The organism is Azospirillum agricola, from assembly GCF_017876095.1.
Taxonomy (GTDB): domain Bacteria; phylum Pseudomonadota; class Alphaproteobacteria; order Azospirillales; family Azospirillaceae; genus Azospirillum; species Azospirillum agricola.
On record NZ_JAGINM010000007.1, the window covers coordinates 194,062 to 213,872 of the forward strand.

21 protein-coding genes are annotated in these 19,811 nt (G+C 69.1%); 17 read left to right on the top strand and 4 right to left on the bottom strand.

Annotated elements, in window-relative coordinates; all coding sequences use genetic code 11:
* Window positions 1–7 precede the first annotated feature (7 nt).
* The 3 genes from J2847_RS12530 (at window position 8) to J2847_RS34590 (ending at window position 2,155) form a co-directional block, all read left to right on the top strand.
* The gene (locus J2847_RS12530; protein WP_209779293.1) at window positions 8–1,291 is read left to right on the top strand and encodes a YeeE/YedE family protein; all 1,284 of its coding nucleotides are present in this window, start codon (window positions 8–10) and stop codon (window positions 1,289–1,291) included.
* A gap of 199 nt (window positions 1,292–1,490) precedes the next feature.
* Window positions 1,491–1,970 (top strand): hypothetical protein, encoded by a 480-nt coding sequence (locus J2847_RS34125; RefSeq protein WP_209779294.1) that lies wholly within the window; start codon window positions 1,491–1,493, stop codon window positions 1,968–1,970.
* Window positions 1,913–2,155, top strand: coding sequence for a hypothetical protein (locus tag J2847_RS34590; RefSeq protein ID WP_209779295.1), 243 nt, complete (start codon window positions 1,913–1,915; stop codon window positions 2,153–2,155). The genes J2847_RS34125 and J2847_RS34590 overlap by 58 nt, the downstream gene beginning before the upstream one ends.
* Before the next feature lie 17 nt (window positions 2,156–2,172).
* On the opposite strand, the gene J2847_RS12545 is transcribed toward J2847_RS34590, so the two are convergent.
* Window positions 2,173–2,640, bottom strand: a complete 468-nt coding sequence (locus J2847_RS12545) for a fatty acid desaturase (protein WP_325169401.1) — start codon at window positions 2,638–2,640, stop codon at window positions 2,173–2,175.
* 124 nt (window positions 2,641–2,764) lie between these two features.
* On the opposite strand from J2847_RS12545, the gene J2847_RS12550 reads away from it, so the two are divergent.
* The 6 genes from J2847_RS12550 (at window position 2,765) to J2847_RS12575 (ending at window position 7,526) form a co-directional block, all read left to right on the top strand.
* Window positions 2,765–3,058, top strand: coding sequence for a co-chaperone GroES (locus tag J2847_RS12550; protein ID WP_209779296.1), 294 nt, complete (start codon window positions 2,765–2,767; stop codon window positions 3,056–3,058).
* Between the two features lie 56 nt (window positions 3,059–3,114).
* Window positions 3,115–4,749 (top strand): chaperonin GroEL, encoded by a 1,635-nt coding sequence (groL, locus tag J2847_RS12555; RefSeq protein ID WP_209779297.1) that lies wholly within the window; start codon window positions 3,115–3,117, stop codon window positions 4,747–4,749.
* Window positions 4,750–4,894: 145 nt separating this feature from the next.
* On the top strand, window positions 4,895–5,158 hold the full coding sequence (locus tag J2847_RS12560; protein WP_233474482.1) for a hypothetical protein: 264 nt from the start codon (window positions 4,895–4,897) through the stop codon (window positions 5,156–5,158).
* Window positions 5,159–5,205: 47 nt separating this feature from the next.
* Window positions 5,206–6,222 carry an ABC transporter substrate-binding protein gene (locus J2847_RS12565; RefSeq protein WP_209779298.1) on the top strand — a complete coding sequence of 339 codons (1,017 nt, stop codon included), beginning with the start codon at window positions 5,206–5,208 and terminating at the stop codon, window positions 6,220–6,222.
* Between the two features lie 18 nt (window positions 6,223–6,240).
* Window positions 6,241–7,239, top strand: coding sequence for an ABC transporter permease (locus J2847_RS12570; RefSeq protein ID WP_233474483.1), 999 nt, complete (start codon window positions 6,241–6,243; stop codon window positions 7,237–7,239).
* Complete coding sequence (locus J2847_RS12575; RefSeq protein ID WP_209779299.1) at window positions 7,236–7,526, top strand: hypothetical protein; 291 nt, start codon at window positions 7,236–7,238, stop codon at window positions 7,524–7,526. The genes J2847_RS12570 and J2847_RS12575 overlap by 4 nt, the downstream gene beginning before the upstream one ends.
* Window positions 7,527–7,748: 222 nt before the next feature.
* Here the strand turns inward: J2847_RS12575 and guaA are convergent, their stop codons facing one another.
* Both guaA and J2847_RS12585 read right to left on the bottom strand, forming a co-directional pair.
* Complete coding sequence (gene guaA, locus J2847_RS12580; RefSeq protein WP_209779300.1) at window positions 7,749–9,332, bottom strand: glutamine-hydrolyzing GMP synthase; 1,584 nt, start codon at window positions 9,330–9,332, stop codon at window positions 7,749–7,751.
* A 36-nt stretch (window positions 9,333–9,368) separates the two neighbouring features.
* A complete protein-coding gene (locus J2847_RS12585; protein WP_209779301.1) occupies window positions 9,369–9,929 on the bottom strand; it encodes a GNAT family N-acetyltransferase in 561 nt (186 codons plus the stop codon).
* 225 nt (window positions 9,930–10,154) lie between these two features.
* On the opposite strand from J2847_RS12585, the gene lptG reads away from it, so the two are divergent.
* The 3 genes from lptG to pdxA all read left to right on the top strand — a co-directional run bounded on the left by lptG (window position 10,155) and on the right by pdxA (window position 13,867).
* On the top strand, window positions 10,155–11,249 hold the full coding sequence (gene lptG / locus J2847_RS12590; protein ID WP_085557024.1) for an LPS export ABC transporter permease LptG: 1,095 nt from the start codon (window positions 10,155–10,157) through the stop codon (window positions 11,247–11,249).
* Window positions 11,250–11,402: 153 nt separating this feature from the next.
* A complete protein-coding gene (locus J2847_RS12595) occupies window positions 11,403–12,833 on the top strand; it encodes a peptidylprolyl isomerase (RefSeq protein WP_209779302.1) in 1,431 nt (476 codons plus the stop codon).
* On the top strand, window positions 12,833–13,867 hold the full coding sequence (gene pdxA / locus J2847_RS12600; protein WP_209779303.1) for a 4-hydroxythreonine-4-phosphate dehydrogenase PdxA: 1,035 nt from the start codon (window positions 12,833–12,835) through the stop codon (window positions 13,865–13,867). Before J2847_RS12595 ends, pdxA begins: the two co-directional genes overlap by 1 nt.
* Window positions 13,868–14,016: 149 nt before the next feature.
* On the opposite strand, the gene J2847_RS12605 is transcribed toward pdxA, so the two are convergent.
* On the bottom strand, window positions 14,017–14,670 hold the full coding sequence (locus J2847_RS12605; protein WP_396022000.1) for a LabA-like NYN domain-containing protein: 654 nt from the start codon (window positions 14,668–14,670) through the stop codon (window positions 14,017–14,019).
* A gap of 232 nt (window positions 14,671–14,902) precedes the next feature.
* Here J2847_RS12605 and rpoZ point away from each other — a divergent pair, with 232 nt between their 5' ends.
* From rpoZ to lepB, 5 genes are all read left to right on the top strand, one after another.
* On the top strand, window positions 14,903–15,337 hold the full coding sequence (rpoZ, locus tag J2847_RS12610; protein ID WP_085557021.1) for a DNA-directed RNA polymerase subunit omega: 435 nt from the start codon (window positions 14,903–14,905) through the stop codon (window positions 15,335–15,337).
* A 94-nt stretch (window positions 15,338–15,431) separates the two neighbouring features.
* Window positions 15,432–17,606, top strand: a complete 2,175-nt coding sequence (locus J2847_RS12615; RefSeq protein WP_209779304.1) for a RelA/SpoT family protein — start codon at window positions 15,432–15,434, stop codon at window positions 17,604–17,606.
* Window positions 17,607–17,767: 161 nt separating this feature from the next.
* Window positions 17,768–18,502: a pyridoxine 5'-phosphate synthase gene (locus J2847_RS12620; RefSeq protein ID WP_209779305.1), complete on the top strand. Its 735-nt coding sequence runs from the start codon at window positions 17,768–17,770 to the stop codon at window positions 18,500–18,502.
* The gene (gene acpS, locus J2847_RS12625; RefSeq protein ID WP_411800571.1) at window positions 18,499–18,987 is read left to right on the top strand and encodes a holo-ACP synthase; all 489 of its coding nucleotides are present in this window, start codon (window positions 18,499–18,501) and stop codon (window positions 18,985–18,987) included. Before J2847_RS12620 ends, acpS begins: the two co-directional genes overlap by 4 nt.
* A complete protein-coding gene (gene lepB, locus J2847_RS12630; protein WP_209779306.1) occupies window positions 18,984–19,751 on the top strand; it encodes a signal peptidase I in 768 nt (255 codons plus the stop codon). Before acpS ends, lepB begins: the two co-directional genes overlap by 4 nt.
* The last annotated feature ends 60 nt before the right edge of the window (window positions 19,752–19,811 follow it).

Consider the following 19,811-nt stretch of genomic DNA (forward strand, 5'->3'; position numbering starts at 1 on the left):
ATCCCGAATGACCCCGTCCGTCCGGGAAGAGGTTGTCGGGGGAGGAGGGGCGGCCCAGCGGGCCGTCCCCGGCCACCGCCCCCGCCCCCGCGCGGCGGCGGTGGCCGGGCGGGTGCTGCTTCCGCTGGCCATCGTCGGGGCGCTCGTCGGCGCGGCCCATCTCGTTGCCGCGACGCCGGGGGCGGGCTCGTCGCTCGCCTTCGCGCTGGTGCTGGGGGGCGTGCTGGGGGTGGTGCTGCAGCGCTCGCGCTTCTGCTTCCTCTGCCACACGCGCGACTTCGTCGAGCGGCGCGACCCGGCGGGGCTGCTGGCGATCCTGCTGGCGCTGGCGGTCGGCACGGTCGGCTATCACGTGATCTTCGGATCCTGGCTGCCGAACCCGCTGCCGCCGCGCCTGCCGCCGGACGCCCACATCGGCCCGGTGAGCTGGGTGCTGGCGGTGGCCGGCCTGGCCTTCGGGCTGGGAATGGCGGTGTCGGGATCCTGCGTCAGCGCGCATCTCTACCGCCTGGCCGAGGGGTCGCCGGTGGCGCCCTTCGCGCTGCTCGGCACCGCCGGCGGCTTCGTCCTGGGCTTCATGAGCTGGAACACGCTGTATCTGGAGGCCGTCAGCGCGGCGCCCGTCGTCTGGCTGCCGCATCATCTCGGCTATGGCGGGTCGCTGGCGCTGCAACTGGCGCTGCTCGGCGGGCTGGCGGCGCTGCTGTGGCGGTCGCGGAGGCCGGCCGCCCCCGTGGCGGCGGATGGCGCCGACACGCTGGCCGGGCTGCTGCGCTCCTGGTTCACGGGGCGCTGGCCCTTTTGGCTCGGCGGGCTCGGCGTCGGCGTCATCGGCTTCCTGGTGGTGCTGCGGCTGAAGCCGCTGGGGGTGACCTCGGCGCTCGGGTCGGGCGCCCGGTCGCTCGGGACCGAAGCCGGGCTGGTGCCCGCCCGGCTGGAGGGGCTGGACGGCTTCGCCGGCTGCGCCACCGCTCCGGCCGACAGTTGGCTGACGCCGAACGGCCTGCTGGTCGCCGGGCTGGTGGCCGGCGCCTTCGCGGCGTCGCTCGCCAGCGGGCAGTTCGCGCCGCGCAAGCCGACGCCGCGGGACGCGGCGCGCGGGCTCGGCGGCGGGCTGCTGCTGGGGTGGGGGGCGATGACCGGGCTGGGCTGCACCATCGGCACGCTGCTGTCCGGCACCATGGCCGGCGCCCTGTCCGGCTGGGTGTTCGGCGCCTTCGCCCTCGCCGGCGTCTGGGCCGGGTTGGCCTTGCCGCGTCTGCTGGCATCGCGTCCGGTGGCGTCACGGTAACGGAAGGCGCCCCGGCGGGACCGGGGCGCCGCCGGGGCGGACACGGCCTTCACACCCCGATGGTTTCCAGCGCCCCGCCGGCGATCGCAGCCAAGCCGTTCCGCCGCGACGCCCAGATGATCGTCCAGGATCCGGCCGCCGCCTTGTCGCCGCGCATGACCATCCGCAACCTGCTGCCGAGCCGCTGCGCATCCATGGCGTGGCGGAGCGGGCGGCGTGGTCCGGCGTGCTCGACCTGCTGCGGCGGGTCGGGCTGCCGGAGTTGGTGCTGGACAAGCACCCGCACCAGATCGGCGGCGGGCAGGCGCGCCGGCTGCTCGACCGGCTGTTCGACTTCGACGAGATCCGCGTCCACTCGCGCCGCCCCGAGAGCCGCAACGGCTTCGCCGAGCGGCTGTCGCGCGACCTCGGCAAGCCGGTGGTGGCGACGGAGGATTGGGAATCCTGCGTGCGCGGCGCCGACATCGTCGTCGAGGCCTCGCGCCTGCCGGAACCGGCGCCGCTGCTGAAGACCGACTGGATCGCCAAGGGGGTGCTGCTCGTGCCCCACGGCACCATGAGCGCGGTCGAGCTGTCGCTCACCGACATCATGGACAAGATGGTGGTCGATGATTGGGGCCAGTGCCGCAAGGGCCTGCCCTTCGGCGCGCTGCGCCCCATGTCGACAACGGCCGGCTGAGCGAGGAGAACCTGCACGCCGAACTCGGCCAGATCGTCGCCGGGTTGCGGCCGGGGCGCGAAAGCGACGATGAGACCATCCTGTTCTGGCGACGCGGCCTCAGCCTCAGCGACATCGCGCTCGGTCACGCGCCGCTGGAGAAGGCCGCCCGGCTGGGCATCGGGCAGACGCTTCGTTTCGCGTGATGGGTCGCTTCACCTGATCAATGGGTGAAGGGGTGCGGCGGCTGGTGGTGCGGGGTGAACAGGAAGCGCCGCGCCACCTCGGTGTAGCCGCGATAGACCAGCCCGCCGTTGCGCGCGACCAACGCCGGACGGTGGGCGCGGTAAGAGGCGGGGATCGCGTACCAGGGCAGGTCGGGCCGCAGATGGTGGACGACGTGCAGATTGTTGTGCGGGAACAGCAGCCCGAACAGCGGCGAGCGTTCGACGATGGCGGCGCGGTGGTCACTGTTCTCGGCGGCGCGGTGCTCGGCGAAGGAGCGGACCAGCGCCAGCGCGAAGCCGGGATAGACGCAGAGCAGCGCGTAGGCCCACAGCGGAATCCCGCAGACCTGCGTCACCCAGCCGGCGACCGCGACCGCCGCCGCGCCGTGCGTCATCCAGGGATCCAGGTCGGCGTTTCGGGGAGGACGCGCCACGAAGGCGCGCGGTCGGGCGGGGGCGGGAATGGGGCGGGCATGGAATTAAACCTATAAATATTGTTATATTTGGATTTATAATACTATCTTTACAGTAGGAAAAAAAGGCGGCTATGCTCAGGCCACACTGTGTTTGAACGAGGAGTTTCCAGGAATGCCGTTCCGTCCGTTGCACGACCGTGTCGTCGTCCGCCGCGTGGCGCAGGAGGAGAAGTCGAAGGGTGGGATCATCATCCCCGACACCGCCAAGGAGAAGCCGCAGGAGGCCGAGGTGATCGCCGTCGGTCCCGGCACGCGCGACGAGCAGGGCCGTGTCCACCCGCTGGACGTGAAGGTCGGCGACCGCGTTGTGTTCGGCAAATGGTCGGGCACCGAGATCAAGGTCCAGGGCGAGGATCTGCTGGTCATCAAGGAATCCGACATCGTCGGCGTCATCGAGGCGGCCTGAACCGGCCGCTTCCGCCTGAATCCACACCAAGAAACTCGAAACACCGGGACATCACCATGGCCGCCAAGGACGTCAAGTTTTCCGCCGAGGCCCGCGACCGCATCCTGCGCGGCGTCGATACCCTTGCCAACGCCGTGAAGGTCACGCTGGGCCCGAAGGGCCGCAACGTCGTGATCGAGAAGTCGTTCGGCGCCCCCCGCATCACCAAGGACGGCGTGACGGTCGCCAAGGAGATCGAGCTGGCCGACAAGTTCGAGAATCTCGGCGCCCAGCTGGTGCGCGAGGTCGCCTCGAAGACCGCCGACCTCGCCGGCGACGGCACCACCACCGCGACCGTTCTCGCCCAGGCCATCGTCCGCGAGGGCGCCAAGGCCGTCGCCGCCGGCCTGAACCCGCTGGACCTCAAGCGCGGCATCGACCGCGCCGTCGCCGCGGTGATCGCCGACGTCAAGGCGCGGGCCAAGACCATCTCCACCAACGACGAGGTGGCGCAGGTCGGCACCATCTCGGCCAATGGCGAGCGCGCCATCGGCGACATCATCGCCGAGGCGGTGGCCAAGGTCGGCAACGACGGCGTCATCACGGTGGAGGAGGCCAAGAGCCTGGAGACCGAGCTGAACGTGGTCGAGGGCCTCCAGTTCGACCGCGGCTACCTGTCGCCCTACTTCGTCACCAACGCCGAGAAGCTGGTCGCCGACCTCGACAGCCCCTACATCCTGATCCATGACAAGAAGCTGTCCAGCCTGCAGCCGCTGCTGCCGGTGCTGGAGGCCGTCGTCCAGTCGTCCCGTCCGCTGCTGATCATCGCCGAGGACGTCGAGGGCGAGGCGCTGGCCACCCTGGTCGTCAACAAGCTGCGCGGCGGCCTGAAGATCGCCGCGGTGAAGGCGCCCGGCTTCGGCGACCGCCGCAAGGCGATCCTGGAGGACATCGCCGTCCTCACCAGCGGACAGGTCATCAGCGAGGACATCGGCATCAAGCTGGAGAACGTCACGCTGGCCGACCTCGGCACCGCCAAGCGGGTGGTGATCGCCAAGGACGAGACGACGGTGATCGACGGCGCCGGCGGCCGCGAGGCGATCGACTCCCGCATCGCCCAGATCCGCGCGCAGATCGAGGAGACGACCTCGGACTACGACCGCGAGAAGCTGCAGGAGCGTCTGGCCAAGCTGTCGGGCGGCGTCGCGGTGATCCGCGTCGGCGGCTCGACCGAGGTCGAGGTCAAGGAGCGCAAGGACCGCGTCGACGACGCCGTCCACGCCACCCGCGCCGCCATCGCCGAGGGCATCGTGCCCGGCGGCGGCGTGACGCTGCTCTACGCCGCCCGCGCCATCGACGCGGTGGTTCCGGCCAACGACGACGAGCGGGTCGGCATCGACATCGTCCGCCGCGCCTTGCAGGCGCCGGTGCGCCAGATCGTCGAGAACGCCGGGGCCGACGGTTCCGTCGTCGTCGGCAAGCTGCTCGACAGCGGCGACACCGCCTTCGGCTACGACGCGCAGACCGGCACCTTCACCGACCTGCTGAAGGCCGGCATCATCGACCCGGCCAAGGTCGTGCGCATCGCCTTGCAGGACGCGGCGTCGGTCGCCGGCCTGCTGATCACCACCGAAGCGCTGATCGTCGAGCGTCCGGAACCGAAGGCGCCGCCGGTGCCGGCCGGTGCCGGTGGCGGCGGTTACGACTTCTGACGGGGCGCCGGCGGGTGGCGAGGCGTGGATCCCGTCCCGCCTCGCCATCCGCCGGAGGTGGAGCCGGAAGGGCGCGGGTGGCGTTGGTCGAGTCGTTGGGGATGCCGATCCGGGCCCCGGCGGGCAGATCGACCTCGGCTTCCGGGTGCTCGATTGCGCCAGCACCTATTTCCTGTGTGTCGACATCCGCGACCTCAATGGCGATGGCGACCGCGAGGGCGACGATTTCGCCTTCCGCCGCCGGCTGGTCGCCGAATCCGGCGTCGCCGCCGTGCCGGTCAGCAGCTTCTACGCCGAGCGCGACATGAACGCGCTGATCCGCCTCTGCTTCGCCAAGCCCCCGCCGCTGCTGCACGACGCCCTTGGCCGACTGGCCGACTGGCGGGAGCGCGCCGGCTTGGCGGCCTAGACAGAATCCATCCCGGTCCTTCATCGCTTGTTGGGGAAATTCCAACCATGTCCACTCCGTCCTTCTCCCGCCGAACCCTGTTGCGCACCGCTGGCATCGCCGGCGCCGGCCTGTCGCTCGGCGTTGCCGGCTCGCGCTCCTTCGCGCAGAGCGCGGCGCCCAAGGGCAATCTCCGCACCCTGAAGCTCGCCTGGAGCCAAAGCTCCTCCTGCCACGCGCCGCTCGCCTTCGGCCAGCAGACCGGCATCTTTGCCAAGCACGGCCTGAACATCGAGCTTCAGAACTTCTCGGCCTCGCACACCGAACTGCTGACGCTGATCGCCACCGGCAAGGCGGACGCCGGCATCGGCCTGCTGCAAGGCTGGCTGAAGCCGCTGGAGCAGGGCTTCGACGTCAAGCTGGTGGCCGGCACCCATGGCGGCTGCATGCGCCTGCTGACCACCGCGCAGAGCGGTATCGCCGACGTCAAGGACCTGAAGGGCAAGACCATCGCCGTCGCCGCCCTGACCAGCCCGGCCAAGGAGGCCTTCGTGATCACGCTGGCGCGCGCCGGCCTCGACCCGGAGAAGGACGTCGATTGGAAGGTCTTCCCCGGCGACCTGCTGTCGCTGGCGGTGTCGAAGGGCGAGGCGCAGGCGATCGCCCATTACGACCCCGAGGCGTTCCGCTTCCGCAAGGAGGGGTTCGTCGAGCTGGCCTCCAACCAGACCGGCCATTACGAGCACCGCGTCTGCTGCGTCGTCGGCGCCACCGCCAGCCTGCTGAAGACCGACAAGCCGGCGGTCCGCGCGTTGGTCGAGGCCGTCGCCGAGGTCCATCAATACACCGCCCAGCACCCGAACGAGATCGCCCGCTACTACCTGGACGCCTTCAAGCCGAAGATCAGCTTCGAGGATCTGAGCGAGCAACTCGCTTCGCTGGCCTACCACCACCACCCGGTCGGCGAGGCGTTGCAGCGGGAGCTGGTGACGGCCATCGACGACCTGAAGCTGGTGCGGGTGCTGCGGCAGTCCACCGATGCCAAGGCCTTCGCCGAGCAGATCTCGGCGAACGTCTTCGCCTGACGGACAGGAGGGGCGGCGATGAGCGACGCCACGGATATGGGAATCGCGGTCCCGGCGCCGGCGGAGGGCCTCTGGCGGATTGGCATCCTGGCGGCGTCGGCCTGGGCGGTGTCGGCCGCCGTCACGCTCGGTTGGCCGGATCTCTACCGGTGGGAGAGCACGGCGTGGCTGGGCTGGGGCGAGGCCGCCGTCGCGGCGTTGCTGCTGGCGGCTGCGCTGGGCGGTGGCCGGCCACCGCCATTCTGGCGGCTGCCGGCGCGGCTGCGCCGGGCCGGTCCCTGGCTGGTAGCGCTCGGGCTGGTGTTCGCGCTGTGGGAGGCGGCGGTCGCCAAGTTCGGCTGGCTGCCGCGCCCCTTCTTCGCCCCGCCTCAGGCGCTGCTCGACGCCTACATCGACGACGGCGACCGGCTGCTGGAGTGCATCCTGCATTCGGGAAGGTTGCTGCTGTCGGGAATCAGCGTCGGCTTCGCGGCCGGCTTCGCGGTGGGCGTCGCCATCGGCTGGTCGCAGCTCGCCGCCTACTGGATCCACCCGGTGCTGCGGCTGATCGGGCCGGTGCCGGCGACGGCGTGGCTGCCGATCACGCTGTTCGTCTTTCCGACCACCTTCGAGGCCGGCGTGTTCCTGATCGCGCTGTCGTCGGGCGTGCCGGTGGCGGTGCTGACCTGGTCGGGGGTGGCGTCGGTCAACAGCAGCTATTACGACATCGCCCGTACGCTGGGGGCCTCCAACCGCTTCCTGGTGCTGAAGGTGGCGGTCCCGGCGGCGATGCCGCATGTCTTCGTCGGCGCCTTCATGGGACTGACCTACGCCTTCGTCGTGCTGATCGTCGCCGAGATGCTGGGGGTTAAGGCCGGGCTGGGTTGGTACCTGCAATGGTCGCAGGGCTGGGCCGCCTACGGCAACATGTACGCCGCGCTGCTGATCATGGCGGTGCTGTGCTCCGGCATGATCGCGCTGCTGTTTCGGGCGCGCGACCGTCTGCTCGCTTGGCAGAAGGGGTTGCTGCGGTGGTGAGCGTGACGAAGGTCCTGCTGGCGGGCGGTGCCGCTCTGTTCGTGGCGGCGTTGGCCGCCTGGGGACATCTCTATCAGACGATGACCGGCCCGCAGCTCGGCCTCTCTCTCGCCGACGTCGCACCCTGCTTGGTTTCCAGGGCCGGGCTGTGCAGCTATCCGCTGTGTGGCGACGCGTTGTTCACGCTGGCGCAGCGCGCGTCGGACATCTTCTGGGCGGGGATCGGTCTGGGCGCCGCCGGCCTGTTCGCCCATTCACTGGCGGCCGGGCCGGACAACGCACCGTAAGCGACCGCTCTCACGACGCTCCGGCGGGTTCGAGCGCGGTATCGGCCGGCAGGATGTTTCCACCGGTCGAGTCCCTGGACGGCATCCGTAAAAATCAGCCATTTGGAAGAAGAGAGCGGGATCAATTGACGATGCACATCGGACAATCGGCGAATTATCCCCCAGCCCTCTCTTTCCCCTATTCCATTCCCCTCCGGATCTCTCCAGGGTATCCCGTACCCCTCACTCCCACTCGATGGTGCCGGGCGGCTTCGACGTGATGTCGTAGACGACGCGGTTGACGCCGCGCACCTCGTTGACGATGCGGTTCGACACCCGCGCCAGGAACTCGTGCGGGAACTGGTACCAGTCGGCCGTCATGCCGTCGGTCGAGGTCACCGCGCGCAGCGCGAGCACATGGTCGTAGGTGCGGCCGTCGCCCATCACGCCCACCGTGCGCACCGGCAGCAGCACCGCGAAGGCCTGCCAGATCGCGTCGTACAGGCCGGCGTTGCGGATCTCCTCCAGATAGACCGTATCGGCCTTGCGCAGGATCTCAAGCTTCTCCGGGGTGATGTCACCGGGGATGCGGATCGCCAGCCCCGGACCGGGGAAGGGGTGGCGGCCGATGAAGGCGGCCGGCAGGCCAAGCTCGCGGCCGAGCGCCCGGACCTCGTCCTTGAACAGCTCGCGCAGCGGCTCGACCAGCTTCAGCTTCATCCGCTCCGGCAGGCCGCCGACGTTGTGGTGCGACTTGATCGTCACCGACGGGCCGCCGGTGAAGGAGACGCTTTCGATCACGTCGGGGTAGAGGGTGCCCTGGGCCAGGAACTCGGCGCCGCCGATCTTGTGGCTCTCCTCGTCGAAGACCTCGATGAACAGGCCGCCGATGATCTTGCGCTTCTGCTCCGGGTCGGTGACGCCGGCCAGCTTGCCGAGGAACAGGTCGGACGCCTCGCGGTGGACCAGCGGGATGTTGTAGTGGTCGCGGAACAGGGTGACGACCTCGTCCGCCTCGCCGGCCCGCATCAGGCCGGTGTCCACGAAGATGCAGGTCAGCTGGTCGCCGATCGCCTCGTGGATCAGCACCGCCGCCACCGAGGAATCGACGCCGCCCGACAGGCCGCAGATCACCTTGCCCGTGCCGACCTGGGCGCGGATCTTCTCGATGGCCTGCTGCTTGAAGGCGGCCATCGTCCAGTCGCCCTTGATCCCGGCGACGCCGTGGACGAAGTTCGCCAGAAGCTGCGCGCCGTGCGGGGTGTGGACGACCTCCGGGTGGAACTGAACGCCGTAGAAATGGCGGGTGTCGTCGGCGATGACGGCGAAGGGCGCGCCGTCGCTGACCGCCACCGCGCGGAAACCGGGGGGAATCGCCGTGACGCGGTCGCCGTGGCTCATCCACACCTGCTCGCGCGAGCCCAATTCCCACAGCCCGTCGAACAGGGCGCAGGGCTCCTTGATCTCGATGAAGGCGCGGCCGAACTCGCGATGGTCGGAACCGGAGACGGCGCCGCCGAGCTGGTGGCACATGGTCTGCTGGCCATAGCAGATGCCCAGCACCGGCACGCCGAGGTCGAACACCGCCTGCGGGGCGCGAGGGCCGTTCTCCTCGGTGACGGAGGCCGGGCTGCCGGACAGAATCACCGCCTTGGGCGCGTAGGCGCGGATGCGCTCCTCGCTCATGCCGAAGGGGTGGATCTCGCAGTAGACGCCGCTCTCGCGCACGCGGCGCGCGATCAGCTGGGTCACCTGCGACCCGAAATCGAGAATGAGGACGCGCTCGTTGGAGAGGGCGTGAGCGGCGGTAACGGAAGCGGTCGACATCGTCGAATCCTGATGCGGGGGACTCAAGTCCCGTGTCTACCCCACCTCCGGTCCCGCCGACAAGCGTGCAAGCGGGGCCAGGTCGCGCCAGCCATAGGCGATCTCCACCAGGGGCGCTCCGGCGAAGCGGATCGGCCGTTCGGCGACGCGCACGCCGCCCAGCCGTTCATAGAACCAGCGGGAGGGGTTGTCGCGCAGGCACCAGACGAAGGCGGAGCGCAGCCCGGCGGCCAGAAGCCGTTCGGCCATCGCGGCCATCAGCCGGCGGCCGATCCCCAGTCCCTTCGCCTCCTCCAGCAGGTAGAGCGCGTAGAACTCGCCGTCATAGCCGTCGATCGCGCCGCGCCGCGTGCCGAAGGCGGCGATGCCCACGACGGCGCCGGCCGCATCGACGGCGACGAGGGCGCTCTGGCCGGAGCCCTGCGTCTCGACCACCGACCGCCAGCGGGCCGCCGAGGCCGGTTCCGACAGGCCGACCAGGAAGGAGTCCGGGATCAGGCCGGGGTAGGTGGAGCGCCAGCTCTGCACATGGACGCAGGCCATGCCAGGCGCGTCGGCGGCGCGCGCCTTGCGGATTGCGACTGTCGGGTTCGTCATCGACCGTCCCTCCACCGGAAACCACCCGACACGCAGTGTGAAGGACGGAACGGGGAAGTCCAGTCGGAAAACGGGGAGGAGGGGAAGGGGCCGGGCGGCCGGCGGCCGCGGCCGGGGGAAAGCGCCGGGGAGCGCCGAGGTTGTCATCCCGGCGCAACGGCGGTACAGAAGCCCGGACAAGCCGCGACGGGCCCCGGCCCCGGACGGTTCCGGAGACCGGATCGCATGTATTCCTCGCCCACGCTCTCCCGCTACATCGGCCGCCAGTTCATCCTGTGGTTCTGCCTGCTGATGGTGATCCTGCTGTCGATCGTGCTGCTGCTCGACGTCGTCGAGCTGCTGCGCCGCGCGGGCACCAAGCCGAACGTCACCTTCGGCCTCGTCGTGCAGATGGCGCTGCTGAAGCTGCCGGAGATCGGCCAGCAGATCTTCCCCTTCGTCATCCTGTTCGCCGGCATGTTCACCTTCTGGCGCCTGACCCGCAGCGCCGAGCTGGTGGTCGCCCGCGCGGTCGGCGTGTCGGCCTGGCAGTTCCTGATGCCGGTGCTGATCGCCGCCGCCGCCATCGGGGTGGTCAAGGTGACGGTGATCAACCCGGTCGGCGCCGTCTTCATCGCCAAGTACGACCAGCTTCAGGACCGCTACCTGAAGATGAAGTCCAACACGCTGAACATCTCGCGCTCCGGCCTGTGGCTGCGGCAGAGCAGCGAGAAGGAGCAGTTCTTCATCCACGCGGAGCTGGTCAACCCGGTGACGTTCGAGATGACGAACGTGATCGTCTTCCTGTTCGACGCCGACCAGAACTACCTGGGACGGGTCGATGCGCCGGGCGCCATCCTGAAGGACAAACGGTGGGAGCTGCATGACGCCGTGCTGAACCGGGCCAAGAAGGATCCGGAGACGCTGGCGACCTACACCATCCCGACCGAGATGGACATGGCGACCATCGAGGAGAGCTTCGCCCCGCCCGAGACCATCTCCTTCTGGGATCTGCCGCGCTTCATCCACACGCTGGAGACCACCGGATTCCCGGCGGTGCGGCACCGGCTGCATTACCAGTCGCTGCTGTCGCAGCCCTTCCTGTTCCTGGCGATGGTCCTGTTCGCCGCCGCCTTCTCGCTGCGGCTGCCCCGGCGCGGCGGCACCATGGCGATGGTCACCGGCGGGGTGCTGACCGGCTTCGTCCTGTTCGTCACCACCGACGTGGTGCGGACCTTCGGCATGTCGGAGACCATTCCGATCCTGATGGCGGCCTGGAGCCCGGCGGGCATCAGCCTGCTGCTGGGCACGGCGGCCCTGCTGCATCTCGAGGACGGCTGATGCCCCGCCTCCCGGCATCCCCGGGGGCGTCCCCGGGGGCGTCCTGGGACGAAACGCCACAATTCCGCCCCGGACAGAGGGCATAGGATTTCGTTTGCAGAGGCCCTAACCCGGCCGTATGAACGGGCAACCTGTTTTTGGAGCTGGAGCACCATGCCGAGTTTGCGAGCCGTCCGGTCGGCCTTTGCCGTGGCGACCGCCTGTGCCGTCCTGGCCCTTCCCGCCATGGCGCAGACGACCAAGCCGCCCGCCGCGAAGACCCAGGGCAGTGCGGCCGCGACGCCGGGCGGCGAGCGCATCGCCGCCGTCGTCAACGACGAGGTGATCTCGTACTCCGACGTCAACGCGCGCATCCGGCTGGCCCTGCTCAACACCGGCACCCAGGAAAGCCAGGAGACGCGGCAGCGGCTGACCCCGCAGGTGATCCGCCAGCTGGTGGACGAGCGGCTTCAGCTCCAGGAGGCCAAGCGGTCGGGGGTCTCCATCTCCCAGAACGAGATCGACGAGGCGATCAAGCGCATCGCCGAGCAGAACCGCATCAGCCGTCCGCAGCTCGAGACGATGCTCAAGAACCAGGGCATCCCGGTCTCGACCCTGAGCGAGCAGGTCCGCGCGCTGCTGGCGTGGCAGCGGGTGATGAGCCGCCGCGTCCGCCAGGAGGTCGTGATCGGCGAGGAGGAGGTCGACGCCGCGATGGAGCGGCTGAAGGCCAACATCGGCAAGCCCGAGTATCTGCTGGCCGAGATCTTCCTGGCGGTCGACACCCCCGACCAGGAGGACGAGGTGCGCCGCACCGCCGACCGTCTGCTCGAGGAGGTCCGGCGGGGCGGCAATTTCCCGGCGCTGGCCCGGCAGTTCTCGCAGTCGGCCGGCGCCGCGTCGGGTGGCGACCTGGGCTGGGTCCGCACCGGCGAGATGTCGGCCGAAATCGACCGCGCGCTGGCGACCATGCGTCCCGGCCAGCTGTCGCCGCCGGTCCGCACGGCGACCGGCTACCACATCCTGCTGGTGCGCGGGCAGCGCCCCTTCGGCAGCACCGGCGGCGAGATGCAGGCCGCTCCGCCGCCGCCGCCGCGCCCGCAGCCGCGCCCGGACATCGCCAGGGCGTCGGTCAACATGAAGCAGATCGTCATGCCGATCGCTTCCAAGGAAGACGCGAAGTCGGTCAAGGACGCCGCCGAGAAGCTGCGCAAGACGATCAAGAGCTGCACCGATTTCGAGGCCAAGGCCAAGGCCACCGGCGTCCCGGAATCCGGCGACATGGGCACCTTGCGGGTCAAGGACCTGCCGCCCGGCCTCCAGCAGCTCGCCGTCGGCATCCCGCTCGGCCAGCCGAGCCCGGTGCTGCTGAGCCCGGCCGCCGCCGTCATCCTGATCGTCTGCAAGCGGGATGTGCCGATGATCCAGCCGCCGCCGGAGGCCCAGCCGGCTCCCCCCCCGCCGGCGCCGACTCCCGTCAAGGAGGCCAAGCTGCCGGGCCGCGAGGAGGTCGAGCATGACCTGATGAACGAGCGCGCCGACCTGCTGGCCCGCCGCTATCTGCGCGACCTGCGCCGCTCGGCCTTCATCGAGGTGCGCGTCTGATGGGCGCCCCGCCGGACCGCCGCCCGCCCGATGGACCGCCGCTGGCCGTCACCATGGGCGAGCCGGCGGGAATCGGCGGGGACATCACGCTGAAGGCCTGGGAGTCGCGCCGCGACACCGGGCTTCCTCCCTTCGTCCTTCTCGACGATCCGGCGCGGCTGGCGGCCCTGGCCGCCCGGCTGGGGCTGAACGTGCCGGTGCGCGCCGTCGCGTCGGCCGCCGAGGCGGTCGCGCTCTTCGACAACGCATTGCCGGTGTTGCCGGTCGCGCTGGCGGCGCCGGTCGTGGCCGGCCGTCCGGATCCGGCGAACGGCGCCGCCGTGATCGCCAGCATCGACCGGGCGGTCGCCTTGGTCCGGGCCGGGGAGGCGTCGGCGGTCGTCACCAACCCCATCCAGAAATCGGCGCTCTACGCCGCCGGCTTCCGGCATCCCGGCCACACCGAATATCTGGCGCATCTCGCCGGGCTGGCGGACGAGCCGATCATGATGCTGGCCGCGGCGGATCTGCGCGTCGTCCCGGTCACCATCCACGTCTCGCTGCGCGAGGCGGTGGAGCGGTTGAGCGCCTCCGCCATCGTCCACGCCGGGCGGGTGACGGCGGCGGCGCTGGTTCGCGACTTCGGCATCGCCCGTCCGCGTCTGGCGGTGGCGGCCCTGAACCCGCACGCGGGGGAGGGCGGGGCGATGGGGCGCGAGGAGATCGACGTCATCGAGCCGGCGGTCGCCGCCCTGCGCGCCGAGGGGATCGGGGTCGTCGGGCCGCGCCCGTCCGACACCCTGTTCCACGCGGCGGCGCGGTCGGGTTTCGACGCGGCGCTGTGCATGTACCACGACCAGGCGCTGATTCCGCTGAAGACGGTCGATTTCGACAGCGGCGTGAACATCACGCTTGGTCTTCCCTTCGTCCGCACCTCGCCCGACCACGGCACGGCGCTCGACATCGCCGGCACGGGGAAGGCCGGCGCGGTCAGTCTGATCGAAGCGATGAGGACGGCCGACCGGATGGCGCGCAACCGGCGCGCTGGGGCATAAAAGGCGGCCTGCGCCTCAGTCCGACGCCGCTCGACGGGCCGACGCCGCCCGACCAGCATGGCCGGGTTTCCCCCGGCATCGCCATCGCAGGCGGTCGCGGATGCCCGGCGCGAGGCCGGGCAGGACGAGTGGGAATGGATGCCCGGCGCTCAGCTGTGGTCGTCGGGGTCGTACATCGACGGCGCGTTGTGCTGGGGGTGATGGTCGTGGTAGCTGGCGGCGGGCGGCTCGCGGTGGTGATGCTGCCGCGCGATGAAGGGCGCCAGATCCTGCAACTCGATGAAGTTGTCGGCCTGCCGGCGCAGTTCGTCGGCGACCATCGGCGGCTGCGAGCGGACCGTGCTGATCACGCTGACGCGCACGCCCTTGCGCTGCACCGCCTCGACCAGCCGGCGGAAATCGCCGTCGCCCGAGAAGAGCAGGATGTGGTCGACGCGGTCGGCGATCTCCATGACGTCGATGGCCAGCTCGATGTCCATGTTGCCTTTGATCTTGCGCCGGCCCGACGCGTCGGTGAACTCCTTGGTCGGCTTGGTCACCATGGTGTAGCCGTTGTAGTCCAGCCAATCGACCAGCGGACGGATTGGCGAGTACTCCTGGTCTTCAACCAATGCGGTATAATAGAAGGCGCGAACCAACCTTCCCTCGCCGGCGAAACCATCGCGCAATCTTTTGTAGTCTATGTCGAAGCCGAGTGATCGCGCCGCGGCGTAAAGATTGGCCCCATCAATGAACAGGGCGAGACGTTCTTCCTTGTAGAACAATTTGCTGACGTCGCGCGGCAATGTTGTGCTGCGTTCCAATGTCGTAATCCTTTCGTGAGCGCTTGGAATATATGGTCGAAAATAGAATATCGCTATATCCCTGTTGTGAAATTAGTGCATGCTGACCGCCCCGACAAGGGGTGATGTCCCTAATACGGGGCCAGCGGCTTTTCTCCTGCGCGGAAGCCGTGAAATGTCCTGTTCGCGCTTGCGCCGACCGGGCCGGGTCTATACAGTCAAGGACCTCCTCTGAAGCCGGAGTTCGTTTGGCATGGCCCGCGTTACCGTTGAAGATTGCGTCCTGAAGGTTCCGAACCGTTTCGAGCTGGTGATGATGGCCGCTCAGCGCGCCCGTGAGGTGGCTTCCGGCGCCCCGCTGTCCATCGACCGCGACAACGACAAGAACCCAGTCGTGGCGCTCCGCGAGATCGCGGACGAGACGGTGTCGCTCGACTATCTCAAGAACGCCCTGATCAAGGGCCACCAGAAGCATGTCGAGCCCGACGAGCCCGAGGAGGAAATCGTCGAGCTGATGGCCGGCGAGAACGACTGGGCGGCGCGCGGCAACAACTCGCTGGGCGACGAGGACGGCATGAGCGAGAGCGACGGCGAGGAGCTCGACGAGGGCGATGACGTCGCCGCCGACATGGATGCCGAGCCGGGCGCCGGCTTCAGCATGACCGAGGATGGCGACGGGGACATCTGATCCTGGACGACGATCGGGCCGCTAGGGCGGGGGGCATCCGGCCACCCGGAGTTTTTCACGAAGAGGGGACGCCGCGCGCGTCGGGTCGGGCCGCATGATCCGGCAGTACGAGCTTGTCGAGCGCGTCAAGGCGTATGATCCCTCGGCGGACGAGGATCTCCTCAACCGCGCCTACGTCTTCTCCATGAAGGCGCACGGGTCGCAGACGCGCGCGTCCGGCGACCCCTACTTCCTGCATCCCTTGGAAGTCGCCGGCATCCTCACCCAGATGAAGCTGGACGCCGGCACCATCGCCACGGCCCTGCTTCACGACACGGTCGAGGACACGGTCGCCACGCTCGAGGACATCGAGCGGGTGTTCGGCAAGGAGATCGCCCGGCTGGTCGACGGCGTCACCAAGCTGTCGCGCCTGGAACTGCACAGCGAGCAGGCCAAGCAGGCGGAGAATTTCCGCAAGCTGGTCATCGCCATGTCGGAGGACATCCGCGTCCTCCTGGTGAAGCTGGCCGACCGGCTCCACAACATGCGCACGCTCTTCCACCTGAAGAAGCCGGAAAAGCGCAAGCGCATCGCCCGCGAGACGATCGAGATCTACTCGCCGCTCGCCGAGCGCATCGGCATGCACAAGATCAAGGACGAGTTGGACGACCTCGCCTTCGCCGAGCTGAATCCCGACGCCCGCGACAGCATCCTGGCCCAGCTCGCCCGCCTGCGCACCGAGGGCGAGAGCCGCGTCCAGACCATCATCACCGAGCTGCGCGACGTGCTGGCGGAGGAGGGGCTGCCCGACGTTCCCGTCTCGGGGCGCGAGAAGTCGGCCTATTCGATCTGGCGCAAGCTCCAGCGCAAGAATGTCAGCTTCGAACAGCTCTCCGACATCATGGCCTTCCGCATCACCGTCAACACGGTGGGGGAGTGCTATCAGGCGCTGGGTGTCGTCCACGCCCATTACCCGGTGGTGCCGGGGCGCTTCAAGGACTACATCTCGACGCCGAAGCCCAACGGCTACCGCAGCCTGCACACCGGCGTGATCGGTCCCGGCCGCAACCGGATCGAGGTGCAGATCCGCACCAAGGACATGCACGAGATCGCCGAGCTGGGCGTCGCCGCCCACTGGGCCTACAAGCAGGATCACCAGCCGCGCACGACGGGCGGCGAATACCGCTGGCTGCGCGAACTGCTCGACATCCTGGAGCACGCGCAGAAGCCGGAAGAGTTCCTGGAGCACACCAAGCTCGAACTCTTCCAGGACCAGGTCTTCTGCTTCACGCCGAAGGGCGACCTGATCGCGCTGCCGCGCGGGGCGACCCCGGTCGATTTCGCCTACGCCGTCCACTCGCAGGTCGGCGACCATTGCGTCGGCGCCAAGATCAACGGCCGGATGCTGCCGCTGCGCACGCAGTTGCAGAACGGTGACCAGGTCGACATCGTCACCTCCAAGGCGCAGACCCCGGTTCCCGGCTGGGAGCGCTTCGTCGTCACCGGCAAGGCGCGGGCCCGCATCCGCAAGTTCCTGCGCACCCAGCAGCGCGCCCAGTATGTCGAACTGGGGCGCGGCATGCTGATGCGGCAGTTCAAGTCGGAAGGCTACGAGTTCTCGGAAAAGTCGCTGGAAGCGGCCATCAAGATCTTCCAGCAACCGACGGTGGATGATCTGATGGCCGGCGTCGGTTCCGGCCTGCACACCGTGCGCGAGGTCTTCCACGCCGTCTTCCCCGGCCACAAGGCGCAGAACGCCCAGCCGGCGCTGCGCGACCTGGACGAGAAGGCGGCGCAGACCCAGAAGGCCAAGGCCAAGGCGCGCGGCAAGGAATCCCCGCTGCCGATCCGCGGCCTGATCCCCGGCATGGCGGTGCATTACGCCCGCTGCTGCCACCCGCTGCCGGGCGACCGCATCGTCGGCATCGTCACCACCGGCAAGGGCGTCACCATCCACACCATCGACTGCGAGACGCTGGAGAGCTTCCACGAATCGCCGGAGCGCTGGATCGACGTCTCCTGGGAAAGCGGCCAGGACACGCCGGAAGAGCATGTCGGCCGCATCACCGTGGTCATCGGCAACGAGCAGGGCTCGCTCGGCACGCTGTTCACCGTGATCGGCAAGAACCAGGGCAACATCATCCACCAGAAGATCACCAACCGCAGCACCGACTATTTCGAGCTGCTGATCGACATCGACGTGAAGGACGCCAAGCACCTGACCAACATCATGGCGGCCCTGCGCGCGACCCCGGTCATCCATTCGGTGGAGCGGGCGCGGGGGCGCTGACGCCCGCGCGCCGGCCGGCGCTGTCCGATATCCCCGTCGGCAATGGGCGGAAACGGCCGCATCGGGCGTGACGCGACGCCCCGTCACCGCTATATAGACGGAATCGCCCGGTGTCCCGCAACGGCCGGCCCGTGATGGTAGGGGCCGTTTGGAGTGCTTTGATGTCCCGTTTCCTGCGCCTCGGCGTGAACATCGACCATGTGGCGACCGTCCGCAACGCGCGCGGGGGGGCGCATCCCGACCCCGTGCGCGCGGCGCTGCTCGCCATCGAGGCCGGTGCCGACGGCATCACCGCCCATCTGCGCGAGGACCGGCGCCACATCACCGACCGCGACATCGAACGGCTGGTGGCCGAGATCAGCCGCCCGCTGAATTTCGAGATGGCGGCGACCGACGAGATGCTGGGCATCGCGCTGCGCCACAAGCCGCACGCCGCCTGCCTCGTTCCGGAGAAGCGCACCGAGGTGACGACCGAGGGCGGGCTCGACGTGATCGGCAACACCGCCGCCCTGGCGCGCCCGATCGGCGAGCTGGGCGGCGCCGGCATCCGCGTCTCCCTGTTCATCGACCCCGAGCCGGCGCAGCTCGATGCCGCGAAGGCGCTCGGCGCCCCGGTGGTGGAACTGCACACCGGCGCCTATTGCGACGCCGAGACCCCGGAGGCGCGGGCCCGCGAGCTGGAGCGCATCGTCCGCGCCGCCGCCCACGCCGAGGCCATCGGGCTGGAGTGCCACGCCGGGCACGGGTTGAGCTACGCCACGGTCGGGCCGGTCGCCGCGATTCCGACCATCGTCGAGCTGAACATCGGCCATTTCCTGATCGGCGAGGCGATCTTCGTCGGGCTGACCAACGCCATCGCCCGCATGCGCGGGGCGATGAAGGCGGCCCGCCCATGATGATGGGAGCCGGCATGATTCCAGGCCTGATCCTCGGCATCGGCAACGATCTGATCGACATCCGCCGCGTCGAGAAATCGCTGGAACGCTTCGGCGCGCGCTTCATCGAGCGCATTTTCACCGAGGTCGAGCAGGCGAAGTCGGAGCGTCGCGCCGGCTCAGCCGGGCGTCACAGCGCGCGGGCGTCGAGCTACGCCAAGCGCTTCGCCGCCAAGGAGGCGTGTTCCAAGGCGCTCGGCACCGGTTTCCGCGACGGGGTGTTCTGGCGCGACATGGGGGTGGTCAACCTGCCGTCCGGGCAGCCGACCATGATCCTCACCGGCGGCGCGCTGGAACGGCTCCAGGCGATCACGCCGCCCGGCATGCGGGCCCGCATCCATGTGACCCTGACCGACGAGTATCCGATGGCGGAAGCCTTCGTCATCATCAGCGCCGAACCCGAGACGGCGACGACCCTTCCCACCGACACGGCGAACCCAGCATGACTTTCCAGAAGGACACGGCGACCTCCGCCAAGCCCAAGGACTCCGGCTTCGCCGAGACGGTGAAGACGGTGCTCTACGCCGTGCTGATCGCCTTCGGCGTGCGCACCTTCGCCTTCGAGCCGTTCAACATCCCGTCCGGGTCGATGATCCCGACGCTGCTGATCGGCGACTATCTGTTCGTCTCGAAATTCTCCTACGGCTACAGCAAGCACACCGTCTCCTTCGGCGTGCCGCTGTTCGAGGGGCGCATCTTCGGCGGCCTGCCGGAGCGCGGCGACGTGGCGGTGTTCAAGCTGCCGCGCGACAACAAGACCGACTACATCAAGCGCGTCATCGGCCTGCCCGGCGACACGATCCAGATGATCGGCGGCGTGCTGCACATCAACGGCCAGCCGGTGAAGCGCGAGCGCATCGAGGATTACGTCTCGCAGGACGGGCTCGGCCGCACGGTGCGCACCGCCCAGTACGCCGAGACGCTGCCCAACGGCCGCACCCACCGGATCATCGAGGAGTCGGACAACGGCCCGCTCGACAACACGCCGGCCTACAAGGTGCCCGAGAACCATGTCTTCATGATGGGCGACAACCGCGACAACTCGCTGGACAGCCGGGTGCCGGCCCAGGTCGGGTTCGTGCCGGTGGAAAATCTGGTCGGTCGCGCCGAATTCCTTTTCTTCTCCCTCGACGAAGGCACCCGCTTCTTCGAGGTGTGGCGCTGGCCGGTGGATCTCCGGTTCAGCCGCCTGTTCAGCGGAGTCCGGTAATTGACAGAGGATCGGACGGCGTCCACGCAGAACGTTGCGGACGCCGGTCATGGAAAGCAC

Coding starts and splice junctions, on each gene's coding strand:
- J2847_RS12530 (WP_209779293.1), top strand. CDS start 8: ATGACCCCGTCCGTCCGGGAAGAGGTTGTCGGGGGAGGAGGGGCGGCC.
- J2847_RS12550 (WP_209779296.1), top strand. CDS start 2,765: ATGCCGTTCCGTCCGTTGCACGACCGTGTCGTCGTCCGCCGCGTGGCG.
- groL (WP_209779297.1), top strand. CDS start 3,115: ATGGCCGCCAAGGACGTCAAGTTTTCCGCCGAGGCCCGCGACCGCATC.
- J2847_RS12565 (WP_209779298.1), top strand. CDS start 5,206: ATGTCCACTCCGTCCTTCTCCCGCCGAACCCTGTTGCGCACCGCTGGC.
- J2847_RS12570 (WP_233474483.1), top strand. CDS start 6,241: ATGAGCGACGCCACGGATATGGGAATCGCGGTCCCGGCGCCGGCGGAG.
- guaA (WP_209779300.1), bottom strand. CDS start 9,332: ATGTCGACCGCTTCCGTTACCGCCGCTCACGCCCTCTCCAACGAGCGC.
- J2847_RS12585 (WP_209779301.1), bottom strand. CDS start 9,929: ATGACGAACCCGACAGTCGCAATCCGCAAGGCGCGCGCCGCCGACGCG.
- lptG (WP_085557024.1), top strand. CDS start 10,155: ATGTATTCCTCGCCCACGCTCTCCCGCTACATCGGCCGCCAGTTCATC.
- J2847_RS12595 (WP_209779302.1), top strand. CDS start 11,403: ATGCCGAGTTTGCGAGCCGTCCGGTCGGCCTTTGCCGTGGCGACCGCC.
- pdxA (WP_209779303.1), top strand. CDS start 12,833: ATGGGCGCCCCGCCGGACCGCCGCCCGCCCGATGGACCGCCGCTGGCC.
- rpoZ (WP_085557021.1), top strand. CDS start 14,903: ATGGCCCGCGTTACCGTTGAAGATTGCGTCCTGAAGGTTCCGAACCGT.
- J2847_RS12615 (WP_209779304.1), top strand. CDS start 15,432: ATGATCCGGCAGTACGAGCTTGTCGAGCGCGTCAAGGCGTATGATCCC.
- J2847_RS12620 (WP_209779305.1), top strand. CDS start 17,768: ATGTCCCGTTTCCTGCGCCTCGGCGTGAACATCGACCATGTGGCGACC.
- acpS (WP_411800571.1), top strand. CDS start 18,499: ATGATGATGGGAGCCGGCATGATTCCAGGCCTGATCCTCGGCATCGGC.
- lepB (WP_209779306.1), top strand. CDS start 18,984: ATGACTTTCCAGAAGGACACGGCGACCTCCGCCAAGCCCAAGGACTCC.